Origin of the sequence: Actinoplanes sp. G11-F43 (assembly GCF_050589265.1) — a bacterium.
GTDB lineage: Bacteria > Actinomycetota > Actinomycetes > Mycobacteriales > Micromonosporaceae > Actinoplanes.
Genome location: NZ_JBNZCE010000019.1, coordinates 41,621 through 65,934 on the forward strand (window position 1 = coordinate 41,621; position 24,314 = coordinate 65,934).

At 71.2% G+C, this 24,314-nt stretch carries 21 protein-coding genes; 9 read left to right on the forward strand and 12 right to left on the reverse strand.

Translation table 11 applies throughout. The features are described from left to right. Positions 1 to 2: 2 nt before the first annotated feature. Positions 3 to 587 carry a redoxin domain-containing protein gene (locus ACQ0O7_RS23230; RefSeq protein WP_430784285.1) on the forward strand — a complete coding sequence of 195 codons (585 nt, stop codon included), beginning with the start codon at positions 3 to 5 and terminating at the stop codon, positions 585 to 587. Here ACQ0O7_RS23230 and ACQ0O7_RS23235 read toward each other — a convergent pair. Next, a complete protein-coding gene (locus ACQ0O7_RS23235) occupies positions 569 to 1,252 on the reverse strand; it encodes a hypothetical protein (protein WP_430784286.1) in 684 nt (227 codons plus the stop codon). The two genes, ACQ0O7_RS23230 and ACQ0O7_RS23235, sit on opposite strands and share 19 nt — an antisense overlap. A 38-nt stretch (positions 1,253 to 1,290) precedes the next feature. Then, positions 1,291 to 1,527, reverse strand: a complete 237-nt coding sequence (locus ACQ0O7_RS23240) for a PspC domain-containing protein (RefSeq protein WP_430784287.1) — start codon at positions 1,525 to 1,527, stop codon at positions 1,291 to 1,293. A 178-nt stretch (positions 1,528 to 1,705) separates the two neighbouring features. On the opposite strand from ACQ0O7_RS23240, the gene ACQ0O7_RS23245 reads away from it, so the two are divergent. Beyond that, complete coding sequence (locus ACQ0O7_RS23245) at positions 1,706 to 3,484, forward strand: serine/threonine protein kinase (RefSeq protein WP_430784288.1); 1,779 nt, start codon at positions 1,706 to 1,708, stop codon at positions 3,482 to 3,484. Positions 3,485 to 3,524: 40 nt separating this feature from the next. Here the strand turns inward: ACQ0O7_RS23245 and ACQ0O7_RS23250 are convergent, their stop codons facing one another. Beyond that, entirely contained in the window at positions 3,525 to 5,924 is a 2,400-nt protein-coding gene (locus tag ACQ0O7_RS23250; RefSeq protein ID WP_430784289.1) for a Tex family protein, read from the reverse strand. A gap of 378 nt (positions 5,925 to 6,302) precedes the next feature. Between ACQ0O7_RS23250 and ACQ0O7_RS23255 the strand changes: the two genes are divergently transcribed. Continuing rightward, the gene (locus ACQ0O7_RS23255) at positions 6,303 to 7,022 is read left to right on the forward strand and encodes a PP2C family protein-serine/threonine phosphatase (protein ID WP_430784290.1); all 720 of its coding nucleotides are present in this window, start codon (positions 6,303 to 6,305) and stop codon (positions 7,020 to 7,022) included. A gap of 232 nt (positions 7,023 to 7,254) precedes the next feature. After that, the gene (locus ACQ0O7_RS23260; RefSeq protein WP_430784464.1) at positions 7,255 to 7,791 is read left to right on the forward strand and encodes a GNAT family N-acetyltransferase; all 537 of its coding nucleotides are present in this window, start codon (positions 7,255 to 7,257) and stop codon (positions 7,789 to 7,791) included. Between the two features lie 3 nt (positions 7,792 to 7,794). Here the strand turns inward: ACQ0O7_RS23260 and glgB are convergent, their stop codons facing one another. The 4 genes from glgB to ACQ0O7_RS23280 all read right to left on the reverse strand — a co-directional run bounded on the left by glgB (position 7,795) and on the right by ACQ0O7_RS23280 (position 15,043). After that, positions 7,795 to 9,903 (reverse strand): 1,4-alpha-glucan branching protein GlgB, encoded by a 2,109-nt coding sequence (gene glgB / locus ACQ0O7_RS23265; protein ID WP_430784466.1) that lies wholly within the window; start codon positions 9,901 to 9,903, stop codon positions 7,795 to 7,797. Positions 9,904 to 9,974: 71 nt separating this feature from the next. Continuing rightward, complete coding sequence (locus ACQ0O7_RS23270; RefSeq protein ID WP_430784291.1) at positions 9,975 to 11,279, reverse strand: maltokinase N-terminal cap-like domain-containing protein; 1,305 nt, start codon at positions 11,277 to 11,279, stop codon at positions 9,975 to 9,977. Continuing rightward, on the reverse strand, positions 11,276 to 13,036 hold the full coding sequence (treS, locus tag ACQ0O7_RS23275) for a maltose alpha-D-glucosyltransferase (RefSeq protein ID WP_430784292.1): 1,761 nt from the start codon (positions 13,034 to 13,036) through the stop codon (positions 11,276 to 11,278). Before treS ends, ACQ0O7_RS23270 begins: the two co-directional genes overlap by 4 nt. Positions 13,037 to 13,078: 42 nt before the next feature. After that, the gene (locus ACQ0O7_RS23280) at positions 13,079 to 15,043 is read right to left on the reverse strand and encodes an alpha-1,4-glucan--maltose-1-phosphate maltosyltransferase (protein ID WP_430784293.1); all 1,965 of its coding nucleotides are present in this window, start codon (positions 15,041 to 15,043) and stop codon (positions 13,079 to 13,081) included. A 461-nt stretch (positions 15,044 to 15,504) separates the two neighbouring features. Here ACQ0O7_RS23280 and ACQ0O7_RS23285 point away from each other — a divergent pair, with 461 nt between their 5' ends. After that, positions 15,505 to 16,083: a hypothetical protein gene (locus ACQ0O7_RS23285; RefSeq protein WP_430784294.1), complete on the forward strand. Its 579-nt coding sequence runs from the start codon at positions 15,505 to 15,507 to the stop codon at positions 16,081 to 16,083. A gap of 174 nt (positions 16,084 to 16,257) precedes the next feature. After that, complete coding sequence (locus ACQ0O7_RS23290; protein WP_430784295.1) at positions 16,258 to 16,494, forward strand: hypothetical protein; 237 nt, start codon at positions 16,258 to 16,260, stop codon at positions 16,492 to 16,494. A gap of 114 nt (positions 16,495 to 16,608) precedes the next feature. On the opposite strand, the gene ACQ0O7_RS23295 is transcribed toward ACQ0O7_RS23290, so the two are convergent. Together ACQ0O7_RS23295 and ppgK are read right to left on the reverse strand one after the other, a co-directional pair. Beyond that, positions 16,609 to 17,070, reverse strand: a complete 462-nt coding sequence (locus ACQ0O7_RS23295) for a PPOX class F420-dependent oxidoreductase (protein ID WP_430784296.1) — start codon at positions 17,068 to 17,070, stop codon at positions 16,609 to 16,611. Next, on the reverse strand, positions 17,070 to 17,864 hold the full coding sequence (gene ppgK / locus ACQ0O7_RS23300) for a polyphosphate--glucose phosphotransferase (RefSeq protein ID WP_430784297.1): 795 nt from the start codon (positions 17,862 to 17,864) through the stop codon (positions 17,070 to 17,072). The genes ACQ0O7_RS23295 and ppgK overlap by 1 nt, the downstream gene beginning before the upstream one ends. A gap of 241 nt (positions 17,865 to 18,105) precedes the next feature. Here ppgK and ACQ0O7_RS23305 point away from each other — a divergent pair, with 241 nt between their 5' ends. Further along, complete coding sequence (locus tag ACQ0O7_RS23305) at positions 18,106 to 18,885, forward strand: SigB/SigF/SigG family RNA polymerase sigma factor (RefSeq protein ID WP_430784298.1); 780 nt, start codon at positions 18,106 to 18,108, stop codon at positions 18,883 to 18,885. A 58-nt stretch (positions 18,886 to 18,943) separates the two neighbouring features. Here ACQ0O7_RS23305 and ACQ0O7_RS23310 read toward each other — a convergent pair whose 3' ends face one another. Then, positions 18,944 to 19,564: a general stress protein gene (locus ACQ0O7_RS23310; protein ID WP_430784299.1), complete on the reverse strand. Its 621-nt coding sequence runs from the start codon at positions 19,562 to 19,564 to the stop codon at positions 18,944 to 18,946. Between the two features lie 10 nt (positions 19,565 to 19,574). Beyond that, a complete protein-coding gene (locus ACQ0O7_RS23315; protein WP_430784300.1) occupies positions 19,575 to 20,564 on the reverse strand; it encodes a phosphatase PAP2 family protein in 990 nt (329 codons plus the stop codon). Between the two features lie 177 nt (positions 20,565 to 20,741). On the opposite strand from ACQ0O7_RS23315, the gene gsmA reads away from it, so the two are divergent. Together gsmA and ACQ0O7_RS23325 are read left to right on the forward strand one after the other, a co-directional pair. Further along, positions 20,742 to 21,617 carry a sporangiospore maturation cell wall hydrolase GsmA gene (gene gsmA, locus ACQ0O7_RS23320; protein ID WP_430784301.1) on the forward strand — a complete coding sequence of 292 codons (876 nt, stop codon included), beginning with the start codon at positions 20,742 to 20,744 and terminating at the stop codon, positions 21,615 to 21,617. A gap of 19 nt (positions 21,618 to 21,636) precedes the next feature. Next, positions 21,637 to 23,904 (forward strand): ATP-binding protein, encoded by a 2,268-nt coding sequence (locus ACQ0O7_RS23325; RefSeq protein WP_430784302.1) that lies wholly within the window; start codon positions 21,637 to 21,639, stop codon positions 23,902 to 23,904. Here the strand turns inward: ACQ0O7_RS23325 and ACQ0O7_RS23330 are convergent. Then, complete coding sequence (locus tag ACQ0O7_RS23330) at positions 23,888 to 24,262, reverse strand: response regulator (RefSeq protein WP_430784303.1); 375 nt, start codon at positions 24,260 to 24,262, stop codon at positions 23,888 to 23,890. The two genes, ACQ0O7_RS23325 and ACQ0O7_RS23330, sit on opposite strands and share 17 nt — an antisense overlap. Between the last annotated feature and the right edge of the window lie 52 nt (positions 24,263 to 24,314).

Sequence of the window (24,314 nt, forward strand, 5' to 3'; positions counted from 1 at the left end):
ACATGAAAAAACGCGACTCGGTACGCGTACCGAAGCCGGCTCTGTCCGCCTTTGCCCTTGCTCTCGCTCTGGCGGCGGCCGGCTGTGGCACCGAACCGGTGGAGTCGCCCGCGGCGGCCGGACCGTCCCCGGCCGCCGCGACCTCCACCGCGCCCTCGTCGGAACCGGCGGAGAAGAAGCCGGTCCCGAAGAACCTCACCTTCGCCGGCACCACGCTGGAGGGGGCGAAGTTCGACGCGGCGAGCCTCGCCGGCAAGCCGGCCATCCTGTGGTTCTGGGCGCCCTGGTGCGCGACCTGCGCCAGCGAGGCACAGTCGATCGGCGATCTGAAGGACGAGTACGGCGACCGGCTGCAGATCCTCGGCATCGCCGGGATGGGCAAGCCGTCGGAGATGAAGCGGTTCGTCGCCGACTTCGAGCTGCAGGACGTGCCGCACCTGAACGACGCGCCCGGCAAGCTGTGGAAGCGGTTCGGGATCGTGCAGCAGAGCTGGTACGTCTTCCTGGACGCCGACGGCGAGGAGACCTACAAGGGGTACCTGGACGACCTCCAGCTGACCCAGCGGGTTCAGGAGATGACGGCGTGACCGGCCAGTTCGGCCAGGGTGGCGAAGCGTTCCGCCTCGGCCTGCGCGCCATGACCCGAGGTGTCGTCCTGCGCTGACGGCGCCTCCACGTGCTCCGGCCCCGGCACGAGGATCCCGCAGTTCGGGTGGACTGTCCGGTAGAGGCTCAGGTCCTGGGCCGGGTCCACCCGCGGAGCGCCGGGCTTGCGGTCCTTCGCCGGCTCGCCCTGCCGGCGCAGCAGCCAGATGCCCCGCTCCGGCGGGAACGAGTCCATCCTGCCCGCCACCCGGTCCACGTCCGCCGGGTCGTAGAGCGGCCCGAACTCCACCTCGACCGGCAGCGCCGGCCGGAGCGCGCCGCGCAGCACCCGGACCGGGGCGAGCGTGACGATCACACTGCTCATGTCACCCACCCGGCGCCCGGCGCGGACCCCGGTGACGTCCGCCTCGACGACGGCGGTGCTCTCGGCGTAGGCCTCGGCCAGCGTGGCCGGCTGCCGCTTGAGCAGCATCGCCGGGCCGGGGCGGATCTGCTCGAAGAACCGCATCCCGACCAGCGGCCCGGCGGTTTGCGCTACGGCGGCTGTCGCCACGGCGGCTGTCTCCACGGCGGGTTTCTCCGCGGCGCACGCGGAGACCAGAACGGCGGCCACCGTGAGGGTGACCGCCGTGACGAGAGGCTTCATGCCCGGTTGGACGCTGCCGGAGCCTCCCCGGTTCCGGGCTAGAAAGTGGTGGGGGAGTAGGCCGGCTTCTCCGCCGGCATCAGCAGCCAGAGGATCGGGTAGACCAGGATCTGGCTGCCCGGGATGAGGAAGAGGATCAGCACGAACAGCAGCCGGGCGATCCACGGGTCGATGCCGAAACGGCGGCCCAGGCCGGCGCAGACGCCGGCGATCATCCGGCCCTGCGTCGGGCGGACCAGCCCCTGACGGGCGAGAGAGTCGTGCACGGCGTTCATTTCAGGATCCCTGCCTTCACTCGATGTGAACCGATGACTCCATGGTGTCCGCCCCGAGAGGGCCGGCGCATCGGGTCTCCCCCCGATCCTGGACTCGGGGATCTCCATGAGCCCGCCGCCTATCCGGGCAGAGACCCGGCCCGATAAAGTGCGTGCGCACAGCTTCGGGGGGACGGGAATGGTGGACGGCGCACTGCCGGGTGAGCGGGCGCAGCCGCTGCGCCCGCGCGATCCCCGTGCCCTCGGCGACTACGAGCTGGTCGGGCGCCTCGGCGAGGGCGGGATGGGCACCGTCTATCTGGCCCGCACCGCGGCCGGGGTGCTGGTCGCGGTCAAGGTGGTGCGCGCCGACCTGGCCCACGACGACGAGTTCCGCCGCCGGTTCCGCAGCGAGGTCAACCGGGCCCGGCAGGTGCCGCCGTTCTGCACCGCCGAGGTGCTCGACGCCGACCCCGACCACGAGCAGCCCTACCTGGTCGTCGAATACGTCGACGGCCCCACCCTGGCCGAGGTGGTCGAGCAGCGCGGCCCGCTGACCAGCGCCAATCTGCACGGGGTGGCGATCGGGGTGGCCACCGCGCTGACCGCCATCCACGGCGCCGGGGTGATCCACCGCGATCTGAAACCGCGCAACGTGCTGCTCGCCCCGGGCAGTCCCAAGGTGATCGACTTCGGGATCGCCCGCGCGATGGAGGCGACCAGCGCCAACACCCGCACCGACCAGATGGTCGGCACGGTGGCGTACATGGCGCCGGAGCGGTTCGGCTCCGAGGAGGACACCCCGATCACCCCGGCCGCCGACGTGTTCGCGTGGGGGACGGTGGTGGCGTACGCGGGAACCGGCCAGACGCCCTTCTACGCCGACTCGCCGCCGGCCATGGCGGCCCGCATCCTCACCCAGCCGCCCCGCCTGGACGGTCTCGGCGGCCCGCTGCGCGAGCTGGTGGCGCACGCCCTGGAGAAGGATCCGGCCAACCGGCCCACCTCCCGCGAACTGCTGGACCTGCTGGTCTCCGGCACCGAGCGGCCGGCCGCCACCGCCGCCGCCTTCGCCGACCAGCCCGACCTGCGGGCCGCCGCGGTCGAGGCGCAGGCGGTGACCGGGGTGTCCGGCCCGCCCACCGTGCCGACCCTGGCCATCCCGCCCGGCCTGGTCGGCTACGACGAGAACTCGATCGTCACGGTGCCGATCTCGGCGCCGCCGGCCACCGGATCGATGCGGTCCGGCCCGCCGCCGCCGGAGCCGGCCCGCCGCTGGGCGCTGCCCGCCGCGGTCGGCTTCCTGATCCTGGCGATAGTGGCCGGTTCGCTGATGCTGGCGCTGTCACTGCGCGGGCACGGCGGCGACGTCACCGGCGGCCCCACCGAGGGCGCCACGATCCCCGGGCCGTCGCTGCCGGCCGACGCGCCGTGGATCGCCGACGCGCTGCGCCAGCAGGCCTACTGGCAGCAGAGCGATCAGGCCGGTGAGGGCGCCTGCCGGTTCGACGCGGGGCAGGGGCTGGTGGCGCGGCGGGACACCAGCGGCACCTTCAAATGCAAGGGGCCGTCCGACGAGCTGCCCGACGACCTGCTGGTGGACGTCACGGTGCGGCTGAACACGCGGGACAGCTGCGCCACCCTCTGGTTCCGTAACGACACCAGCCTCGGCTACCAGCTGCGGGTGTGCGAGCGGAACATGTACTTCGGCGTGCACCGGTCCCGCGAAGTCCTGGTGAAGCGGACCTTCCCGCTGGCCGGGGCCCCGATCCCGCTGGGCACACCGACCCGGATCGGGATGCTGATCAAGCGCGACCTGCTGGAGATCAGCCGCAACGGCGCCAAGGTCGGGGTGGCCCAGCTCACCGAGGACGACGTCGAGGGCGAGCGGCTGGTGCTCGGCATCTACACCGAGCGCGATCCGCGGCCCGGGCCGTACGAGGTGGCCTTCAGCGATCTGCGGGTCTGGAAGATCTGAACCGAGGGGGTGCGGCCGGCGGCCACACCCCCTCCGGTCGTCAGTCGCGGGTCAGGCCGGCCCGGCGCAGCGCGTCAGCCATCGCGCTGTTGCCGAAACTGTTGCCGCCGCCACCACCGCCACCGCGCTGGCCGCCGCCCTGCCGGGGCTGACCGCCCCGCTGGCCACCCTGACCACCGCGCTGGCCACCCTGACCACCACGCTGCGGCCCGCCGCCGCCCTGGCCGCGCTGGGCGCCCTGGCCGCGGTCCTCACGCGGCCGGCGCTCCCGGGCCGGCTCGTCGTTCAGGCGCATGCTCAGCGAGATCCGCTTGCGGACCGGGTCGACCTCCAGCACCCGGACCTTCACCACGTCACCGGACTTGACCACCTCGCGCGGATCCTGCACGAACTTGTCGGAGAGCGCCGACACGTGCACCAGGCCGTCCTGGTGCACGCCGATGTCGACGAACGCGCCGAACGCGGCCACGTTCGTCACCTGGCCCTCCAGGATCATGCCCGGCTTCAGGTCGGCGATCTTCTCCACACCCTCGGCGAAGGTGGCCGTGGTGAACGCCGGGCGCGGGTCACGCCCCGGCTTCTCCAGCTCCTTCAGGATGTCGGTGATGGTCGGCAGGCCGACCGCGTCGGTCACGAACTTGTCCGGCCGGATGCCCTTCAGCAGCGGGCTGTTGCCGATCAGCGTCTTCACGTCCGACCCGGCGTCCGCGGCGATCGTGCGGACCAGCGGGTACGACTCCGGGTGCACGCTGGAGAAGTCCAGCGGGTCCTCGCCGTCGCGGATCCGCAGGAAGCCGGCGCACTGCTCGAACGCCTTCGGGCCCAGCCGGGCCACCTTCTTGATCTCGTTACGGTTCTTGAACGGGCCGTTGGAGTCCCGGTGCAGCACGATGTTCTCGGCCAGGCCGGCGGTGATCCCGGAGACCCGGGTCAGCAGCGGCGCGGACGCGGTGTTGACGTCCACCCCGACACCGTTCACACAGTCCTCGACCACCGCGTCCAGCGAGCGGGCCAGCTTCACCTCGGACAGGTCGTGCTGGTATTGCCCGACCCCGATCGACTTCGGATCGATCTTCACCAGCTCGGCGAGCGGATCCTGCAGGCGCCGGGCGATCGACACCGCGCCCCGCAGCGAGACGTCCAGACCGGGCAGTTCCTGCGAGGCGTACGCCGAGGCCGAGTAGACCGACGCGCCCGCCTCGGACACCACCACCTTGGTCAGCTTGGCGTCCGGGTGCCGCTTGATCAGCTCGGTGGCCAGCTTGTCGGTCTCCCGCGACGCGGTGCCGTTGCCGATCGCGATCAGCTCGACGTTGTGCTTCGACGCCAGCGCCGCCAGCCGGTGGATCGACTCGTCCCACTTGTTCTGCGGCACGTGCGGGTAGATCGTGTCGGTGGCCACCACCTTGCCGGTGGCGTCCACCACGGCCACCTTCACCCCGGTGCGGAAACCCGGGTCCAGGCCCATCGTGGTGCGCGTCCCGGCCGGCGCGGCCAGCAGCAGATCCCGCAGGTTCGCCGCGAACACCCGCACCGCCTCGTCCTCGGCCGCCTCCCGCAGCCGCACCCGCAGGTCGGCGCCGAGGTGGATGAGGATCCGGGTGCGCCAGGCCCAGCGGACCGTGTCGACCAGCCACTTGTCGCCGGGACGGCGCTGGTCGACGATCCCGTTGCGGAAGGCGATCCGGCCCTCGAAGTAGCCCTCGTCCTCCTCCGGGTGCGGCTCCATGGTCAGGTCGAGGACGTCCTCCTTCTCGCCGCGCAGCATCGCCAGGATGCGGTGCGAGGGCAGTTTGCCGTACGGCTCGGCGAAGTCGAAGTAGTCGGAGAACTTGGCGCCGTCGGTCTCCTTGCCGTCGCGCACCTTCGCCACCAGGCGGCCCCGCGTCCACATCTGCTCGCGCAGCTCGCCGATCAGGTCGGCGTCCTCGGCGAACCGCTCGATCAGGATGGCCCGCGCCCCGTCCAGGGCGGCCTGCGGATCGGCCACCCCCTTGTCGGCGTCGACGAACGCCGCGGCGGCCGCCTTCGGGTCCACCGTCGGGTCACTGAGCAGGCCGTCGGCCAGCGGCTCCAGACCGGCCTCGCGGGCGATCATCGCCTTGGTCCGGCGCTTCGGCTTGAACGGCAGGTAGATGTCCTCCAGGCGGGCCTTCGTGTCGGCCTCGAGGATCTGCCGCTCGAGCGCGTCGTCGAGTTTGCCCTGGGAGCGGATCGACTCCAGCACCGCGGCCCGCCGGTCCTCCAGCTCGCGGAGATAACCCAGACGCTCCTCGAGCGTGCGCAGCTGGGCGTCGTCGAGTGTGCCGGTCACCTCCTTGCGGTATCGGGCGATGAACGGCACCGTCGCCCCACCGTCGAGCAGCTCGACCGCGGCGGTGACCTGCCCTTCCCGTACCCCGAGCTCCGAGGCGATGCGCTGATGGATAGCTGTCGTCACGTCGACGATTGTCACCGACGGCGCGGCGGCTTGTCGCGCCGCCCCACACTGTCACCCAACCGCGATCATCAAACGCCCCTCCGGCCGTACTCCTCGCGGGGGATGCCCGGGTCGATCCTGAACCGCCCGAGAGGCCCGTCCGTACCCCGATGTCGCGAATGTCACTTCCGGCCGGGCGGCCCGTCCCATGACCGATTTCTTCGCCGTACGGTCCCGGAAAGCGCTGTCCCCGGCCCTCCGCGACGCCGCGCCGAGCCGTGACCAGCACGATCATCCGGCCATCCGGGGCGGGCGGCCCGGCGGGCCGGAAACCGGATCCCGCGACACTTGGTAGGAGGTACTAGAGACAACGGAATTGGCCTTTGGCACTCTTACGGCATGACGCTTGCTGTCCGGGCGGTCGCCGCCACTGATCAGGGCCTGGTCCGGTCCAACAACGAAGACGCGGTCTTCGTCGGAAATCGACTGTTCGTGGTGGCGGACGGCATGGGCGGGCTGCCCGCCGGGGAGCTGGCGAGCGACATGGTCGTCCAGACGCTCAGCTCCGTCGACACCGCGCCGGACAACGGCGAACCCCTCCAGGACCTGATCTCCGCGCTGGAGACCGCCAACCAGCGGATCGAGGCGTCGGTGGCCGAGGACGACGCCCGCGACGGCATGGGCACCACGGTCACCGCCCTGCTGCTGTCCGGTGACCGGCTGGCCGTCCTCAACGTCGGCGACTCCCGCTGCTACCTGCTCCGCGACGGCGAGTTCCAGCAGCTCACCCGAGACGACACGTATGTCCAGGCGCTGGTCGACCAGGGTGTGCTCACCCGCGACGACGCCCGCCGCCACCCGCAGCGCGCCCTGGTCACCCAGGCCGTGCAGGGCGGCTCGTACCGCCCGGCCGGCCGCACCATCCCGGCCCGGGTCGGCGACCGCTTCCTGCAGTGCAGCGACGGCCTCTCCGACTACGTCGAGGACGCGGTGATCGCCCAGACACTGCGCGAGGTCGCCGATCGTAAGGAGTGCGCGGCCGCCCTGGTCAACCGCACCCTGGAGAACGGCGCCCCGGACAACGTGACGGTCATCGTCTCCGACGTCGTCGACGCCTGATCCGGAGTCTCCCGCTTCACCCACTGAGATCGAACTCAGTGATCATCACCGGTGGAGCGAGACCGTGCGGTCTCGCTTAACCGGCGGTCACGCAGCCGGACAGCCTCGGTCACGGCGGCTGGACGGGTGACCAGGGACGTCGGGCTATGGCCCACGTCGGCCCGGCAGATCTCGCGGACTCGCTCCGGGGGCGTCATGTGTCGCCTGGTGCGCGTATTGTCGCCGGGTGCTGATGACGACTGAGCGACTGGTCCTGCGGCGTTTCCGGGCCTCCGACGCGCCGGTGCTGGCCGCCTACCGGTCGATTCCGGAGGTGGCGCGCTACCAGCCGTGGGCGGTGCCCTTTCCGGTCGAGAAGGCCGAGGGGGCGGTCAAGGCCTACGCGGAGGGCTCGCCGACGGCGGCGGGATGGTTCCAGTACGCCGTCGAGCACACCGAGGATCAGCGGCTCATCGGGGACGTGGGTGTGCGGATCCACGACAACCTGCTGCAGGCGGAGATCGGCTTCACCTTCGACCCGGCGTACCAGCGCAAGGGTCTGGCCTTTGAAGCGGTTGGCAGCGTGCTGGACCGGCTCTTCGGCAAGCAGGGGCTGCGCCGGGTGACCGGGGAGTGCGATGCCCGCAACACCCGTTCGGCGGCGCTGATGGAGCGGCTCGGGTTCCAGCGGGAGGGGCTGCTGCGTCAGCAGACGTTCATCAAGGGGGAGTGGACCGACGACCTGCTGTACGGTCTGCTCGCCACCGAATGGCAGCGAGCAGACCGGTAGCGGTCAGGACGCGGTGTGACGCAGCCAGACCGCGCCGAGCGGGGGGATCCGCAGCGACACCGAGGCGTCGAAACCGTGCCAGGCGATGTGCTCGGCCTCCACGCCGCCCAGGTTGCCGACGCCGGAGCCGCCGTACAGCTCGCTGTCGGTGTTGACCACCTCGTCCCAGCGGCCGGCCCGGGGCAGGCCGATCCGGTAGCCCTCGTGCGGGACGGCGGCGAAGTTGACCACGCAGGCCAGCGCGTCGCCGTTCGGGGCGAACCGGACGAACGAGAACGTGTTGTGCTGCGAGTCCTCGCTGGTGATCCACCGGAAGCCGGACGGGGAGGTGTCCTGCGTCCACAGCGCGGGCGTCTCCCGGTAGACCCGGTTCAGGTCACCGACCAGGCCTTTGATCCCGCCGAACCGGGGGTCCTGGAGCAGGCCCCAGTCCAGGCCGCGTTCCTCGCTCCACTCCCGCAGGTCGCCCATCTCGGCGCCCATGAACAGCAGCTGCTTGCCGGTGAACGCCCACATGAAACCGAGCAGGGCCCGAGTGTTGGCCAGCTGCTGCCACAGGTCGCCGGGCATCTTGCCGGTCAGTGAGCCCTTGCCGTGCACCACCTCGTCGTGGCTGATCGGCAGGCAGTAGTTCTCACTCCACGCGTAGACCGTCGCGAAGGTCATCTGGTGGTGGTGCCACTGCCGGTGGATGGGCTCGTGCTCGATGTACGACAGGGTGTCGTTCATCCAGCCCATGTTCCACTTGAAACCGAAGCCGAGGCCGCCCAGGTGGGTGGGGCGGGTGACGCCGGGCCAGGCGGTGGACTCCTCGGCGATGGTCATCACGCCGGGGTGGTTCTTGTAGACGGTCGCGTTCATCTCCTGGAGGAAGCTGATCGCCTCCAGGTTCTCCCGGCCGCCGTACTGGTTCGGGGTCCACTCGCCCTCCTTGCGCGAGTAGTCCAGGTACAGCATCGAGGCGACCGCGTCGACCCGCAGGCCGTCGGCGTGGAACTCCTCGCACCAGTAGAGGGCGTTGGCGACCAGGAAGTTGCGGACCTCCTTGCGGCCGAAGTCGAAGACGTACGTGCCCCAGTCGGGCTGTTCGCCGCGCCGCCAGTCGCCGTGCTCGTAGAGCGGGGTGCCGTCGAACCGGGCGAGCGCCCACTCGTCCTTCGGGAAGTGCGCCGGCACCCAGTCCAGGATCACCCCGATCCCGGCCTGGTGCAGTCTGTCGACCAGGTGCCGGAACTCGTCGGGGGTGCCGAACCGGGACGTCGGCGCGTAGTAGCCGGTGACCTGGTAGCCCCACGAGCCGCCGAACGGGTGCTCCATCACCGGCATCAGCTCGACGTGCGTGAAACCGGTCTCCAGCACGTACTCCACCAGCTGGTCGGCCAGCTCGGTGTAGGACAGCCCGGGACGCCACGAGCCCAGGTGGACCTCGTAGCAGCTGATCGGCTCCTGGTGCCAGGACTTGCGGGACCGGTCGCGCATCCACTGCTCGTCCTGCCACTGGTACCCGGACTGGTACACCACCGACGCGGTGGCCGGCGGCACCTCGGTGTGCTGGGCGAGCGGGTCGGCGTGCTCCCGCCACACCCCGTCCCGGCCGAGGATCTTGAACTTGTACTTGCTGCCGGTGTGCGCGGCCGGGATGTAGATCTCCCACACCCCGCTGGAGCCGAGCGACCGCATCGGCCATCCGTCGAACGGGCCCCAGCCGGTGAAGTCGCCGACCACCTGCACACCGCGGGCGCCCGGCGCCCACACCGCGAAGCCGACACCGGCGCCACGCGGCTGCGCGCCCAGCACCTTCCACAGCTTCTCGTGCCGGCCCTCGCCGATCAGGTGCAGGTCCAGCTCGCCCAGGGTGGGCGGATGACGGTACGGGTCGTCGAACCGGTCGCCGTCCACGTCGAGGCGGTAGTCGAGCACGGTGCCCGGCAGCTCGGCCGCGAAGATGCCGCTGTCGTGCACCTTCACCGTCTCGTAGCGCTCGCCCTCGTGCAGGACGGCGACCGCGCCGGCGCCCTTGCGCAGGGTCCGGATGACGGTGCGCCCGTCGTGCGGGTGGGCGCCCAGGACGGCGTGCGGATCGTGGGTGTCCCCGGCGATCACGCCGTCCATGGCGCGCCGGTCGGCGGCCAGCCGGGTGGTGGTGGTTTGACCGATCATGGTGTGGGGGTGCCCTCCGGGGTTCATCCGACGAGCCTGGCGATCGACCGCAGGGGGATCCGCAGCCAGCCGGGCCGGTGCCGGGCTTCGTACGCGGCCTCGTAGACCGCCTTGTCCAGCTCGTACGCCGCCAGCAGCCCCGCCTGCTCCCGCGGGTCGCTGCCGGCCACATGGGTGTAGCCGTCGCAGAACGCGGCCCGGTTGCGGTCCACCCACTCCCGGGCGCGTGCCGCCAGGTGTTCGTCGTCGTCCTGGTCCACCAGCAGCTGGTACGCGGCGTACTCGTAGGAGCGCAGCACCCCGGCCACGTCGCGCAGCGGCGAGTCGGGCAGCCGGCGTTCGTCCAGCGGCTGGCCCGGCTCACCCTCGAAGTCGATCAGCAGCCAGCTCTCCGGGGTGCGCAGCACCTGGCCCAGATGCAGGTCGCCGTGCACCCGCTGGACCGTCACCTGCTCGCCGGTGAGCCCGGTGAACCGGTCGGTGATCGCCGGGACGTACTGCTGCAGCTCGGGCACCGCGTTGGCGGCCGACCGCAGCCGGGCCAGCACGGCGTCCAGCGGGAACGGCGCGGGGCCGCTGCCCAGCTCCCCGGCGAGGGTCTTGTGCACCGACGCGACCGCCTCGCCGAGCCGGTACGACTCGCCCTGGAAGTCGCCGCCGACCTCGTCCGCGGCGTACGCGGCGTCGGCGAACAGGTCCCGGGCCGAGGCGGTGGCCATCGCCCAGCCCTCGGCCGAGTTCACCGCGTACTCGGTGACCATGCCGAGGGAGTAGTCGTCGGCCGCCTGGTACGACCCGAAGAGCCGGGCCACGTGCGGGTTGCCGGCCCGGCCGAGGACCCGGTTGAGCTCGATGTCCGGATTGACACCACTGGTGACCCGCCGGAACATCTTGAAGATCGCGTCCTCGTCGAAGATCACGCTGGTGTTGCTCTGCTCCGCGTCGAACACCCGCGGCCAGGCCTCCAGCGGCAGGGTGACACCGGGCTCCTTCTCGAAGGCGATGTCACCGGCCGTCCCGGAACGGTCGAAGAGGGTCAGCAGGTACCGGGCGGCGGCCGGGTCGTAGAGGGCGTCGTAGCCGGTCCGGCCGTCGTCGGTGCTCCCGATGGTGGCCACCGCGCTGTACTCGGCCATCGGCCCGTCACCCCAGCCCACCACGATCTGGTAGCGCTCGGAACTGCCGTCGGTGTACTCCACGTCGACCAGGACCAGCTCCAGGTCTTCGCCCAGAGCCGTCGCGGACGCCTGTTTGACCGAGGACAGGACCCGGCTGCGCCCGGCGTACCAGCGCTGTTTCGGTAACCACTCGGCGAACGGCAGCGTCATTGCTTCTCCTCCGACCCGCACAGTTGGAACCAGTAGAACCCGTGCCCGGGAAGGGTCAGAAGGTACGGCAACTGGCCGATCCGGGGGAAGTTGACATGCCCGGTCAACTCCACCGGGGTGTACCCGTTCCAGTGCTGGAGATTGAGCTCGATCGGTTGCGGGAACCGGGACAGGTTGTTCACGCAGAGCACCACGTCGTCGCCGATCTCCCGCAGGAAGGCGAGCACCGACGGGTTCGACCCGCCCAGTTCGCGGAACGTGCCGGTGGCGAACGCCTCGTGCCGGCGCCGGACCGCGAGCATGGTCCGGGTCCAGTTCAGCAGCGAGGTGGCACTGTCGCGCTGGGCCTCCACGTTGACCGCCTGGTAGCCGTACACCGGGTCCTGGTTGACCGGCAGGTAGAGCCGGCCGGGCGTGGCCGTGGAGAAACCGGCGTTGCGGTCCGGGGTCCACTGCATCGGGGTCCGCACACCGTCGCGGTCACCGAGCCAGATGTTGTCGCCCATCCCGATCTCGTCGCCGTAGTAGAGCACCGGCGAGCCGGGCAGCGACAGCAGCAGGGCGGTGAACAGCTCGATCTGGTTGCGGTCGTTCTCCAGCAGCGGGGCCAGCCGGCGGCGGATGCCGACGTTGGCCTTCATCCGCGGGTCCTTGGCGTACTCCGAGTACATGTAGTCGCGTTCTTCGTCGGTCACCATCTCGAGCGTCAGCTCGTCGTGGTTACGCAGGAAGATGCCCCACTGGGTGTTGTCCGGGATCGGTGGCGTCTGCGCCAGGATCTCCGAGATCGGGAAACGCGACTCCCGGCGTACGGCCATGAAGATCCGTGGCATCAGCGGGAAGTGGAACGCCATGTGGCACTCGTCGCCACCGGCCTCCGGGTCGCCGAAGTACTCCACCACGTCGGCCGGCCACTGGTTCGCCTCGGCCAGCAGCACCCGGCCCGGGAACTCGTCGTCGATCACCTTGCGGCAGTGCTTGAGGAACGCGTGCGTCTGCGGCAGGTTCTCGCAGTTGGTGCCCTCCTCCTCGAAGAGGTACGGCACCGCGTCCAGCCGGAACCCGTCGATGCCCAGGTCCAGCCAGAACCGCAGCACGTCCAGCATGGCCTCCTGCACCTTCGGGTTCTCGTAGTTGAGATCCGGCTGGTGCGAGAAGAACCGGTGCCAGTAGAACTGCCGCCGCACCGGGTCGAACGTCCAGTTCGACTCCTCGGTGTCGACGAAGATGATCCGCGCGTCCTGGTACTTCTCGCTGGTGTCGTTCCAGACGTAGAAGTCGCCGTACGGCCCCTCCGGATCGTGCCGGGACGCCTGGAACCACGGGTGCGAGTCCGACGTGTGGTTCATGACCAGGTCGGTGATCACCCGGATGCCGCGCTTGTGCGCCGCGTCCAGCAGGGCCACGAAGTCCTCGACCGTGCCGAACTCCGGCAGCACCTTGTAGAAGTCGCGGATGTCGTAGCCGCCGTCACGCAGCGGGGAGTCGTAGAACGGCGGCAGCCAGAGGCAGTCGACTCCCAGCCACTGCAGGTAGTCGAGCCGTTCTATCAGCCCGCGCAGGTCGCCGCCGCCGTCCGAACCCGAGTCGTAGAAGGCACGGACCAGCACTTCGTAGAAGACGGCCCGCTGAAACCAGGTCCGGTCGGCGGGCAGGGTCCGGGCATGCCCGAAATCCTCGGCGGTCGGATGCTCGACCACCCCGTCCTCGGTGTGACTTCCCTCAGCCGGATCGTGCTCGGACGTCGACAGCTCCATCGTTGTTTCTCCCCTTGAAAACCCCGCCTGAAGAGCGAACTACTACTTCGCCTGTACGACGAAGACGTGCGCCGGCTCCACGAACGGATCGATCCGAACCGCGTTGTACTGACCCCACTCGTACGTCGCGCCGGTGATCTGGTCGACCACCGTGAATCGCTCGTGCCAGTCCAGGCCGAGCGCGGGCATGTCCAGAGTGGTGTTGCCCCACTGCACGTTGCCGGAGTCGAACGAGCAGACCACCAGGACGGTGTTACCGGTGTCCGGGTCCCGCTTGGAGAAGCAGAGCAGCGCCCCGTTGTCGATCTCGTGGAATCGCAGGTTGCGCAGCCAGTGCAGGGCCGGGTTGCTCTCCCGGATCTTGTTGAGCCGGGTGAGGAACGGGGCGAGGGACCGGCCGGCCCGCTCCGCCGCGGCCCAGTCCCGGGGCTTCAGCTCGAACTTCTCGTTGTCGATGTACTCCTCGGCGCCCGGCCGCGGCACGTGCTCGAACAGCTCGTACCCGGAGTAGAGGCCCCAGGACGGGGTGAGCATCGAGGCCAGCACCGCGCGGATCTTGAACATCGGCGGGCCGCCGTTCTGCAGCGACTCGTGCAGGATGTCCGGCGTGTTCGGCCAGAAGTTCGGCCGCATCCAGTCGATCGAGCCGAGCAGCTGGCCCATGTACTCCTTCATCTCGGCGGCGGTGGTGCGCCAGGTGAAGTAGGTGTACGACTGGGTGAAGCCGATCTTGCCGAGCCCGTTCATCATCGCCGGGCGGGTGAACGCCTCGGCCAGGAACAGCACGTCCGGGTTGGTCTCCTTGACCTTCGGGATCAGCCACTGCCAGAAGTTCACGGCCTTGGTGTGCGGGTTGTCCACCCGGAAGATCTTGACCCCGTTGTCCACCCAGTGCATCACCACGCGGTAGACCTCGTCGCGCAGCGTGCGGTAGTCGTTGTCCCAGTTGATCGGGTAGATGTCCTGGTACTTCTTGGGCGGGTTCTCGGCGTACGCGATGGTGCCGTCCGCCTTCGTGGTGAAGAACTGCGGGAACTTCTTCACCCACGGGTGGTCCGGCGCGGCCTGCAGAGCCAGGTCCAGCGCCACCTCCATGCCCAGCTCCTCGGCCCGCTCCCGGAACGCGACGAAGTCCGCCAGGGTGCCCAGCTGCGGGTGGATCGCGTCGTGGCCGCCCTCGTCGGAGCCGATCGCCCACGGCGAGCCGACATCCTCCGGCCGGGCCACCAGGGTGTTGTTGCGGCCCTTGCGGTTGATCCTGCCGATCGGGTGGATCGGCGGCAGGTAGACGACGTTGAAGCCCATCGCCGCCACCGCCGGCAGCCGTTCGGCCGCGGTGCGGAAGGTCCCGTGCTTGATCGGGGTGGCGTCCGGGCCGATCTCGGCGCCCTCGGAACGGGGGAAGAACTCATACCACGACGAGTAGAGCGCCCGCTGCCGGTCCACCCAGATCGCGAACGACCGGGTGGTGGTGACCAGGTGCCGCACCGGGTTGTGCCAGAGCAGCTCCTCCAGGTCCAGCGCCGGGGTGACCCGGGCGAACAGCGACTTCTCGCTGTCCCGCAGCGCGGCCGCGGCCTCCCGGACCCGCTCCTCGTCCTCGGCCGGGACGATCTTGGTGGCCAGGTCGAGCACGTCCGCGCCCTCGGCCAGATCGTTCGCCAGCTCCTCGGCGCTCTGCCCGGCGCCGATCTTCTTTACCACGGCGTCGCGCCACGTCCGGTACGGATCGTCGAACGCCTCCACCGTGAACGTCCAGCGGCCCACCTCGTCCGGGCGGATCGCGGCGTGCCACTTGTCGAGGCCCGGCTCGCCGGGGGTCATCCGGGTGAAGGCCTGGGTCCCGCCGTCGGGACCGCGCCATACCACGTTCACGCCGAGCGCGTGATGACCTTCGCGATAGGACACCGCCGAGACGGGAATCAGTTCACCGACCACCGCTTTAGCGGGGTAGCGGCCACCGGAAACAGCCGGTGTCACGTCTTCGATGGGGAAGCGACCGGTCATGATCTCCACCGTAGTCAGAGGGGCGCGGGAGGACTCGGCGACCGGGAAAACCACCGCCGGCGTCTCTATGACTTCTCCGCAGTGGAGTTTTTGAAACGGCCGATCGCCGATGCGACACAACCTACCGGAGGAGATGCGTCACAGCGCATCGGGACGCGTCCGCGCGCCGCCGGAAAACACGACGATCTCACCTGATCGCAACAGGCGTTCATCTTCGCCTCACCCGCCCCCTCAGCAGGCCCGCCCCGCGACCCGGGCCTCCGGTCGCGCGCTCCCGCCGGCGAGCGCCCCACCGCGCGACACGCGGGCGCGCGCCGTGGGGAAGCCCACTGATGTCACGCGCCCGGGAGCGTGTCGGTTGCCCTCGGTTGCCATCGAGGAACCCTTCTCATGACCGGTCCCACGGCACCGAAACAACCCTCGACGCGAGCCGACGGCGAGCGCACGAAGGAGGAGATAACGTGGCCGGACCGTCCACCGCCCTGTCCCCGGTGATCGCCGCCAGCACCCACTGGCTGGCGCGTGCCTACCCGGGCGGCGAGGCCAACACGGTGACGCACACGCTCGCCGAGCTCCAGGCCCGCCAGGCCATCACGGTCGCCGCCTGGCTGCGCTACCCCACCGAGATCGACGCCGCGCTGGTCGCCATCGCCGGCCCCGGCGGCTCCGCCATCCTCGACTGGCGGGCCGGCAGCGAGCCCGAGGACGAGTTCGCCGACGGCGAGGGCTGGCGCACCTGGGTCGACGAGGTCGTCGTGTCGTGGGCGGCCTGCCTGCTCGCCGACCCGATGCTGGCCCGCCGCGGCGTCGACGCCGTCATCGCCGCGATGCCGGTCCCGGACCAGCGCCCCCGCCCGCACGGCCGTCGCGGTGGCCTGCCCAACGAGTTCCGCCGCCTCCTGCAGCCGGACGCCCGCGACCGTGAGGCCGCCGCCCTGCTGCGCCACCCCGACCTGCTCGAACCGATCGCCGCCATGCACCGCGACCAGCTCCTCTACCTCCTGGACGCCGAGCAGGACCGCACCCCCCTCGCGGCCTGAAACGGCTCACCCTCCTCCAGGGCCGGCCCGCGCACGCGGGCGTGAGCCGGCCCGCCGGAAACGGGGGAGGGGCACCGAGGCCGCAAGGCCGGCACCACCTGGGTCCTCCTGGGTGCCGGCCTTGCGGCCTCCTTTCGTGTCTCCGCCATTCTCCGGTCGCCTGCCTCCGGCCCGGTGACGCCGCGGCAACCGGCGAGCGCCGGCCGGCATCCCCGCCCGGGAGGACGGGGAACGACGAGGTCGCCGGAGGAGTCCGGCGGGTTCTACCGGGACACCTCCGGGCGCACGATCCGCTGCGCCTCCGCGTCGACCGGAGACCGGGCCGAGGCTCCGGACCCGGCACCCGAGGCGTACGTCCGCGACCGGGCCGAGGTGCCGGACCCGACACCCGAGGCGTACGTCCGGGCCTGAGCCGAGGTGCCGGACCCGGCACCGGAGGCGTACGTCTGGGACCGGGCCGGCGACCCGGCGCTGACCTCGTACCGGCAAGCGGTCTGGGGTTTCCGGGTCGGTCCGGCCGTCAGGTCAGGCCAGGCGGGCCGGGAAGCCGCCGGTGGCGATCGGGCCCCAGGACTCGATCGTCACCCGGATCAGGCACTTGCCCTGGTCGATCATGGCCTGGCGGTACTCGTCCCAGTCGGAGTGCTCACCGGCGATGCAGCGGAAGTACTCCACCAGCGGCTCCACCGCGTCGGGCAGATCGATCACCTCGGCGACGCCGTCCACCTGCACCCACGGGCCGTTCCACTCGTCGGACAGCACGGTCAGGGTGACCCGGGGGTCGCGGCGGATGTTGGCGACCTTGGCCCGCTCGGGGTAGCTGGAGATGACGATGCGGCCCTCGGGGTCGACACCGCACGTGTTCGGTGAGGACTGCGGGCGGCCGTCCCGCTTGGTGGTCATCAGGATGGCGTGGTGCCGGGGCCGCAGGAACTCGACCAGCCCGGCCCGCTCGACCGTGGTGTTCGTCGCGATCGTGCGCGCCATCACCGCACCACCGTCGTGTCGACCTGGACGGCGCCCGGGTCCTGCGGGCCGGGGCCCTCGGCGGCCTGCGCGGCGGCGATCGCCGCGCCGATGATGCCCGCGTTGTTGAGCAGGGTGGCCGGCACGATCGGGGTCTTGATGTCCAGCAGCGGGAAGAACTTCTCCGACTTCTTGCTGACCCCACCGCCGATGATGAACAGCCGGGGCGCGAGCAGCATCTCCACGTGGCGCAGGTAGCGCTCCACCCGGGCGGCCCACTGCTCCCAGCTCAGGTCCTCGGACTCGCGGACCCGGTCGGCGGCGAGCAGCTCGGCGTCGGCGCCGTCCAGCTCCAGGTGGCCGAACTCGGTGTTCGGGATCAGCACGCCGTCCAGGAACAGGGCGCTGCCGATGCCGGTGCCGAAGGTCAGCATCATGATCAGGCCGGACTGGTCGCGGCCGCCACCGAACGTCACCTCGGCCACCCCGGCCGCGTCGGCGTCGTTGAGCACGGTGACCGGCTTGCCGAGCCGCTCGGTGAACAGGCGCGCGGCGGGCGCGTCCAGCCAGGACTTGTCGACGTTGGCGGCGCTGCGAGTCACCCCGTCGACGACCACGCCCGGGAACGTCACGCCGACGCTGCCGAAACCGTCGAACCGGGCCGCGACCTCGGCGACCGCCTCGACCACGCTGGTCACGTCGGCCGGCTGCGGGGTGGGCACCCGGAACCGCTCGCCGAGGAGCTCGCCGCGGACCTGGTCGACCGGCGCGCCCTTCACGCCGGAGCCGCCGATGTCGATGCCGAGGATGGTCATCCGTCTTCCGTTCTGCCGGTGCCTGCGGTTGTTCCGCGGTTGGTGTCTACCACGTGGGTGCGACGGCAAAACTCCCGGACGCCGCGGCCACCATCGGCTGATTTCAGCGTGTGACGGCAGTATTCACGTGAAGTCACTCATACTTTCGGTTGGCCACGGCTAGGCTTCTTGGCTAACGTTGCACTTCAGAACGGTCGCCGCGTGCGGGCACGGCTCTCTGCCCGCTGATGGAGGACCACTCATGACCCTGCTACAGGCCACCCGGCAGCCCGCGCACACGGTGCCCGGGACCAGTGCCTCCGAGCTCCTGGCCGCGATGTCGGCGGCTCCCACGGGTCCCCGGCGGACCCGGTTACGGGCTCAGGCGATCGAGGCGTGGCTGCCTCTCGCGCGTCATCTCGCCCACCGCTACTCCGGCCGTGGCGAGCCCACCGACGACCTGGTCCAGACCGCCACCGTCGGGCTGATCAAAGCGGTCGACAAGTTCGACCCCGAGCGCGGCGTCGACTTCGCCGGCTACGCCATCCCCACCATCATCGGCGAGATCAAACGGCACTTCCGGGACCGGACGTGGTCGGTCCGGGTGCCCCGCCGCCTCCAGGAGCTGCGGCTCGCCATCACCGAGGCCAACGCCACCCTGACGCACACGCTGGGCCGGTCGCCGACCGTCCCGGACATCGCCGTCCACCTCGGGGTGACCGAGGAGGAGGTGCTGGAGGGCCTGGAGGGCGCCCGGGCGTACCACGCGACGTCCCTGTCCACCCCGATCAGCGCCGACGGCACCACCGAGCTGGGTGACACCCTCGGCGGTGAGGACGACGAGTTCGAGAAGGCCGAGGCCCGGGTGGCGCTCGGGCCGGCCCTGGCCAGCCTGGACGACCGCGAGCAGCGGATCCTGACGCTGCGCTTCTACGGCAACCTGACCCAGTCGCAGATCGCCGACCAGATCGGCATCTCCCAGATGCACGTGTCCCGGCTGCTCACCCGGGCCCTCGCGAAGATGCGCCACCAGCTCGCCTGATCTCCACGACACGAGGAGGGGGCCCGCGGATCCGCGGGCCCCCTCCTCGTGCGGGGTGTCACTCGGCGCCGCTGCTGCGCCAGTTGAGGCTGATCAGCAGGGTGCGGGCCTCGTCGGCGACCTCGGCGTCGGCGTGCACCTCGTAGGTGGCGGCCTGCAGCGAGCTGCGCGAGGTGAAGTCCCGGCGGCCGCCGGTCATGGCGTGCGCGATGGCCCCGAAGATGGCGCCCCAGATCGCGCCGAACACCACCGTGGTCAGCAGGACCGAGATCCAGCTGGAGTCACTGAAGATGCCGAAGAACAGGCCGATCAGCAGACCCAGCCAGGCGCCGCTGGCCGCGCCGGCGCCGGACGCCCGGCCGATGGTGAGCCGGCCCAGCACGTTCTCCACCAGGCGCAGGTCTGTGCCGACGATCGAGGTGCGCTGCACCGGGAACCTGTTGTCCGACAGGTGGTCGACGGCCTGCTGGGCGAGGGCGTAGTCGGGGTAGCTGCCGACCACCACGGTGGGACCGGTCGCGATGCCGGTGCCGGTGGTCTGCGCGGGCAGGACCGGCACACCTCCGGCCGGGCCGGGCGGGATCGCGCCCGCGGCGGCCGGGGCCGGGGTGGTGGGCGCGTCGTCCGGGGCGGTGGCCGGGACCGGGGTGGTGGGTGCGTCGTTCGCGGGTGAGGTCATCGGGCTCTCCTTACTTGGCGGCGGTGGTGCGGTCGGTGCGGGCGGCGCGAGTGGTGGCGGCGCCGCGGGAAGGAGCCGGGGTGGGGGCCGCGGTGGCCGGGGTGGGCGCGGGCTCGGCCGCGGTGAGCCGGACCCAGACGATGAAGGTGACGGCGGTCGCGGCGACGATGCCGGCCGCGCCGGTCAGGAAGGCGAACCGGCCGGAGACCAGCTCGGGGATGGCCCGCTCGGACACCGCCACCGAGGCCATGCCGAACACGGCGGTGGCGACGGCCAGCGCGGCGGCGCCGCCCAGACAGCCCATCACCAGACGGTTGGGCAGTTGCAGGGAACGGCTCGGGCCGGGCCGCCGCAGCCGGACGAAGAACACCGCCAGCGACCCGCAGGCCAGCACGATGAGCAGGGCGGCGATGGTGTCGCTGGGCCGGTGCCACTCGGCCCACACGGTGGCCACCGAGACGATCGCGACGTAGGCGGCGCCGGCCAGCCCGACCATCCCGCGCATCAGCCGGGGGAAGACCAGGACCAGCACGAACGCGGCCGAGGCGGCGGCCGTGGCGTGCCCGCTGGGCCAGGAGTTCGGCATCGGGAAGCCGTCCAGCAGCGGCCGTTCCAGGCCGGCCTTGAGCTGCTGGGTGATCACGTTGGCGGCGATCACCAGGAAGCCGGAGGCCACCGCCAGGTCGAGGCGGCGGCGCAGCACCCCGAACGCGGCGGCCAGCAGGCACACCCCGGCGAGGACGACGAGGCGGGTGCCGTCCAGGGTCCGGCCGAGGACCTCGGTGACCTGGGGATGGTCGAAGTCCCCGCCGCGCAGCGCCTCGGTGTCGATGGTCTGCCCCAGCGGGGTGCCGATGAACAGGCGATGGACGGCATACGCCCCGGCCGCGGCGAGGGCCGCCACCAGCAACGGGGTGAACGTGTGCCATCGGCCGGCCGGCGTCTTCTTCTCCGGCGGCGCCTTCTCGGCGGGCGCCGGACGGGACGCGACGGCTGTCATGGGACCTCCTGGGGCGTGCGATGTGCAACGCGCCTTTCCCCGTCGCCGGGTTTTTGAAGCGTGACCGCGGCAACGCTTTCGCACCCGTTCGTGATCTCGTCCCGCACCCGGCGTCCCGGAGCTTGGTGACCGACGCCGGAGCACCTGTTCCGGCGCCGACCGAGGGGACTCTCACTCATGGGGCAGACCACCCGACGACTGCTCACCGGCGCTCTGCTGGTGCTCGCCGCCGGGGCCGGGGCGACGACGGCTCCCGGCATGGCGCAGGCGGCCGGTGCCACGGTGGTGACCGGGAAGATCCGGACCTCGGACGGCCCGGTGAACGTGCGGGACACCCCCTCGACGAAGACCGCCGTGGTCCGGAAGATCGCCAACGGGGCCACCGTGAAGCTGGCCTGCTCGATCCAGGGCCCGAAGATCAAGGGGACGGTGCGGACCACCACCCAGTGGGACCGGCTGACCGACGGCCGGTACATCTCGCACGCGTACGTCGTCTCGGCCACGGTCAAGGCGTGCCCGCCGGCCGCGCCCGCCCCCACACCCACCCCGGCCCCCGCCCCGCCGGCCCCGGTCCTGACGCCGGAGCAGTTCATCAAGGCCGCCGTGCCGGGGGCCCAGCAGGGCTGGCGGCAGTACGGCGTACCGGCCTCGGTGACCATCGCCCAGTCGATCCTGGAGTCCGGCTGGGGGCGCAGCGGCCTCTCGGCGGTGGACAAGAACTTCTTCGGGATCAAGTGCCAGAAGGGCTTCCACGGCCCGCACGCCACCGGCTGCCACGTCTACACGACGAACGAGTGCGACAAGGCGGGTAAGTGCTTCGTGACCGAGGACGCCTTCCGCACGTACGCCACGATGGCCCGCTCGTTCCGCGACCACGGTCACTTCCTGCGCAACAACAAGCGGTACGCGCCCGCCTTCGCCCACACCAAGGACGCGAACAGGTTCATCTGGACGGTGTGGAAGGCCGGATACGCCACCGACCCGGCGTACTACACCAAGGTCACCCAGATCATGACCAAACACGATTTGTACCGGTACGACACCTGGAAGTGATCCGCGGCCTACGCTGCTCATGGTGGGGCAACGGGAGAACGGAGCGCGGCGGGCCACCGGTCCGCTGCTCTCCGTATCCGTGCTCCTGGTCGGCCTGATCGCCACCGCGCTGGCCACCACCGCCCTGCTCACCGCCCAGCGCGGCAACGCCGACCGGATCATGGACCAGCGGCACGCCACCGCGCTCGAGGCGATCCGGATGGAGACCGAGCGCTATCGCGGCATGGTCGACACCCTGGCCGCCGGGCTGGCCAACGACCCCGAGACGACCTGGGACGACTTCGACACCGCGAGCGGTCCACTGGCCGACGCCGCACTGATCGGCGCGGCCCCGGTCGCGTTCGTGGTGCCGGTGCCCACCGCCGGGGTCGGCGAGGCCGAGCGGTCGTGGCAGGCGCGGGGCGCGGGCGATCTCACCTTCAAACCCGATCCGGCGTACGCCGAACACTTCTTCGCCGTCTACGTCCGGCGGCTCGACCAGGAGGAGCCGGGTGCCCGTTCCGGCGCCGACCTGGCCGCCGTCCCCCCGATCGCCGAGGCCCTGACGACCGCCCGGGCCACCCACCGCACCGCGGTGTCCGACGCCTACCTGCTCGTCGCCGACCGGCATCTGCCGGAGGCCGAACGGCAGCTGTCGTTCGTCTTCGCCGCGCCGGTCTGGACCCGGGAGAACACTCCGGTGTTCCGCGGCTGGGTGGTGTCCGCCCTGCGCGGCGGGACCTTCCTGAAGGACATCCTCACCACCGTCGGCGAGGGCCGGGTCTCCGGTGACCTGGTGTCGGTCAACGACGACGGCACCCGTGAGCTCGTCGCCTCCTGGCGTACCCCCGGGGACGGGCGGCTGCGCCGGGCCGGGCCGCTGCTGGTCGCCGACCGCGAGTGGATCCTGGAGACCAGCGGCGACGCCCGGCTGCTCACCGGCACCGGCTGGTACCTGCCGGGGGTCGTGCTGGCCGGCGGCCTGATCCTGACCGGGCTGGCCGCCTGGCTGGTGCACGTGCTGGCCACCGGCCGGGCCCGGGCCCACCAGCGGGTCGAGACGGCCACCGCCGAACTGCGCGGCACCGAGGCGGAGAGCCGGCGGCGGGCCGAACTGCTCGGCGCGATCATGACGACGATCAGTGACGGGGTCAGCGTGGTCGACTCCCAGGGCCGGATGCTGCTGGAGAACCCGGCCGCCAAACGCCTGCTCGGCGTCGCCGAGACCCCGGCCGTGCCGGCCGACTGGCAGGAGGCCTACGGCGTCTACCGGCCGGACGGGCGCACCCCGCTGCCGACCGAGGAGATGCCGCTGATCCGGGCCCTGGACGGGGAGAGCGTCGACGGCTTCGAGGTGCTGATCCGCAACCCGGGCCGGCCGGAGGGGGTGCTGGTCAGCATCGACGCGCGGCCGCTGGACCCCAGCGCCGGCGAGCACGGCGCGGTCGCGGTCAGCCGGGACATCACCGAACTGCGCCGCCACGAGACCGATCTGTCGGTCTTCGCCGGGGTCGCGGCCCACGACCTCAAGGCGCCACTGTCGGTCGTACGCGGATTCGCCGACCTGGCACTGGAGGATCTGCCGGAGGACCTTCCGGAGACCGCGGCGACCCGGGACGCGCTGGGCCGGATCATCCGCTCCGTGGACCGGATGGACACCCTGATCGAGACCCTGCTCGCCTACACCACCGCCCGCAACGCCCCGCTGCGCACCGTCCCGCTCGACCCGGAGCCGCTGACCCTGGAGGTGGTCGAGGACCGGATCGCCGCGCTCGGGCCGGGCACGGCGGCGCCGGTCTGGTCGGTCGGGCCGCTGCCGCACGTGCAGACCGACCCGGCCATGCTGCGGCACGTGCTGGACAACCTGATCGGCAACGCCCTGAAGTACGTGCGGCCCGGAGCGGTCCCGACCGTCGCGGTCACCGGGGTCCTGGACGGCCGGTGGGCGCGCATCGAGGTCACCGACTCCGGCATCGGCATCCCGGACGCCGACAAGCCGTACGTCTTCGAGTCCTTCCACCGCACCGAGGCCGCCGCCGGATACTCCGGCACCGGCCTCGGCCTGGCCATCTGCCGCCGGATCGTGGAACGCCACGACGGTGAGATCGGGGTGGAGGACAATCCCGGCGGCGGTACGCGATTCTGGTTCACCCTGCCCGCCGCCGCCGGTGACGACGAGGTGGACGAGGCCCTGCAACGGGAGCTGGCCGAACGGTTCGCGATCATCGAGGCGACCCGCCTGCCCGGCCTGGCCGCCCCCAACCCGAAACCCGCCCCGTTCCCGGACCCGTCTAGGACTCGGAGATGACCCGGGACGGCAGCAGCTGCGCGATCAGCGCCAGCAGCTGAGCCGGCACGAACGGCTTGAGCAGCGTCGCCGACGCCCCGGCGTCCTCGGCCTGCCCGTCCCCGGGCATCAGCGACCCGCTGGCCACCACCACCGGGATGTGCCGCAGATCGTCGTCGGCCCGGATCGCCCGGCACAGGTCCAGCCCGGTCATGTGTGGCATGTCCACGTCGGTGACCACCAGATCGGGCCGGTGCTCCTTCACCGCCGCCAGCGCCGTCGCCCCGTCGGCCGCCGCGACGACCCGGTGACCGGCCCGTTCCAGCGAGCGTTTGAGCACGTACCGGATGTCGTCGTGATCTTCTGCGACAACGATCACCGCGGGCCTCGTTTCTGATCGGCCATCCCATTCGATGGGATATCGAGCCAGG